The organism is Flavobacterium branchiophilum NBRC 15030 = ATCC 35035 (assembly GCF_002217205.1).
GTDB classification, from domain to species: domain Bacteria; phylum Bacteroidota; class Bacteroidia; order Flavobacteriales; family Flavobacteriaceae; genus Flavobacterium; species Flavobacterium branchiophilum.
In genome coordinates, this window is record NZ_MUGT01000205.1 from 1 (window position 1) to 2,725 (window position 2,725).

Annotated in this window: 3 protein-coding genes; all 3 read left to right on the top strand. The window is 27.2% G+C overall.

The genetic code is table 11. From position 1 onward, the window contains the following. The first annotated feature begins 171 nt into the window (after positions 1-171). Complete coding sequence (locus B0A58_RS15820) at positions 172-918, top strand: hypothetical protein (protein WP_133063175.1); 747 nt, start codon at positions 172-174, stop codon at positions 916-918. Positions 919-1,018: 100 nt separating this feature from the next. Beyond that, complete coding sequence (locus tag B0A58_RS15825; RefSeq protein ID WP_089081839.1) at positions 1,019-1,894, top strand: RHS repeat-associated core domain-containing protein; 876 nt, start codon at positions 1,019-1,021, stop codon at positions 1,892-1,894. Further along, positions 1,891-2,421 carry a hypothetical protein gene (locus B0A58_RS15830; RefSeq protein ID WP_089081840.1) on the top strand — a complete coding sequence of 177 codons (531 nt, stop codon included), beginning with the start codon at positions 1,891-1,893 and terminating at the stop codon, positions 2,419-2,421. Before B0A58_RS15825 ends, B0A58_RS15830 begins: the two co-directional genes overlap by 4 nt. Positions 2,422-2,725 lie beyond the last annotated feature (304 nt).

The following is a 2,725-nucleotide window of genomic DNA, read 5'->3' on the forward strand; positions in this document are numbered from 1 at the left end:
TAAGGGGCTGAAACAGTACTAATTTATTTGACAGAAATACAATATCTACAGGAGCACCAAATTCAGTAAAATTGTTTCAGGCGGGCTGTCCTGACGGTCCACCTATAATTTTTAATGGTATCAAAATAAATAAAAATGGTATAATACCTTTCTAACTCAAATTAAATAAAAATGAAAAACTATTTATATATAATGATTTTTTTAATTTCAATTTCTTCATTTTCACAAAATAATGTTAATGAAATTTTAAAAACTATTAATTTATCAAACAAAGAGGTAAAAATAAAGGTCTGTAAAAAAGATAAATATATCCTAAATAAGGATATGTTCAGTAGCATTAATAATCAATGTAATATTATTGAAATTTATGGAAAAAATTCAAAAAAATCATTTTACAGCTTAGTTCGTTTAGGGAACTATAAAGAATATGATTTATATACTGTCATATCAAATGGTATTATTAATACAAAATCAAAAAGTATTATTCCAAATTCATTTAGTTATTTTCTATTGTATAATAGGGTTTTGGACAAATTAATTTATATCAATTCAGAAATGGCAATTGGCTCTGTTTGTAGAGAGAATAAAAAAATCATATTAACATATAGTATTAATTATTTAATGAATGAAATTTTTCTTATCAACGATGATTTTATGCCAATAAGTAGTTTAAGATGCTTTAAAGATGTTTCAGGTGTATTTAAGTATTTTTTATCAAAATATGATTATCAAAATAATTTTTTCATAAAAAAAACCAATGTTAAAGATGATTATATTTATGATGACTCCAAATTAATTCCTTTCGAGGACTTAGTTTTTATATTAAATTTAAACCCTGAAAAATATAATTATCAAAAAGAATGTTACGATTCAAATTGCTTTTCTGAAATAGCTAAAATTGCTTTAGAAAAAAGATAAAACATTAACTATTAATTTCTACCAATTTTTCTTAAATTTGCCTTTTGGAGAAATAACATTCATCGAACTCCGCTGAAAATAAACGCTTGTGAGATAAACTATGGCACAACAACTAGGCAACAACTATTACAACAGCCCCTACAAGTTTAACGGCAAGGAGCTAGACGACGAAACAGGGTTTTATTATTATGGGGCAAGGTATTACGACCCGAGGGTGGGTATATGGATGAGTGTGTATCCGTTGGCGGAGAAGTATCCTGATTCATCTCCTTACGTTTATGTTAGCAACAATCCATTGAACTTGATTGACCCAACAGGTATGGGAGAAGAAAAAGTTAATGATTGGTATAAGGATTTAAAAGGTGTGATACGATATGATGAAAATGTAAAAACACAAGCTGATGTAGATAAAATTTCTCCAGGAGGCAACTATATTGCTGATGAGTTTAGTACAAAGACTGCAAATTATTATAAAGATGGAAGTGCATTTTTTAAAAATGAACATGAAGGATATCAATTTATGATTGATAATAGTAATATGGATAAAAAAAATGCAACTGAACATGTCGGATGGATTACTCAAAATGGGGTGGCTGTCTTACCTACAAAAGGAAAAGATATGTGGGGGAATGATTTTGAAAACACATCATTACATTCGGAATTAAATGTAAAGGGTTATATGTGGCTTGGAAGTGGTCAAAATTTAACAGTTAATTTTCATGGCAAAAAATTAAGTCCAATAGCTTGGATTCATACTCACCCTGATCATTTTGGTGGTTTTGGACAAAGTGCTGGAGATACTGGAACAACAAATACTTTAAGTATTCCATCTATTGTAATTGGAAGGGATTCTGTTTGGGGTCAGTCAGTAAAAAATGCAAATAAAAATTTGGGAGGTTCGGAAGTAATGTCAAGAGCGGAATTAAAGTCAGGAGAAATTTCAATAATCGGTAATATTAAACTTTTAAGAAAATGAAAATAGTAAAGTCATTTATATTAGTTATGATATTAATAATGTCTGCTTGTAATAAAAGTGATAACAAGAAACAAAATATTGAATCATATAAATTAAAAATAAAAAAATTAATTTTTGAAACACCAAAAATAAAAAATGATTTGATAAATTTTTTTGATATTAATAATCTTGAATCTCCTAAAATATTTAAAATTTTAATTTCCAGAAGGAATCATTTCGTGAGAATTACTATTTATCAAATATTTTACAAATCTGAATTAGAGGAATTACCATCAGGAGTTATAGAGTACAATAAGAGTTTGTTTTTTTATTATAATAGTTCAGAATTAATTTCTGGTGATTATATCCAAAAAAGAGAATTAGAGAAAATAATATCAGAATCAAAAATAAAATTAATAAAATCGTTTTCAAAAATTATAGATAGTCGAATATTTCAATTTGATGTTTATATTAATAATAAAATGAAAATAAATTATCCACCTTTAAATCCGTATGATGAAAATGAGGAAATTATTCATTTTAAATGATAAACCCGATTGCTCGGATATGTCCTTAAACGGATATTGTGGAATTGCATACAGTGCCCACAAAGAGAGTAAAATCAAATACAAACCACAACCTTAAAAAGTTGTGGTTTTTTTGTAGGTTTAAGAGGGGTATAAATTTTGATAAATATTAAAAAAAAAGCTAATTTTGTAAAAAAATAAAAGATGCGATATTTAGACCCCAAAAACGATTTGGTTTTTAAGCGGATTTTTGGCGAACACCCTCATTTATTGATGAGTTTGCTCAACGAACTTTTGCCTTTGGAGGTGCCTATCAAAAAAATAA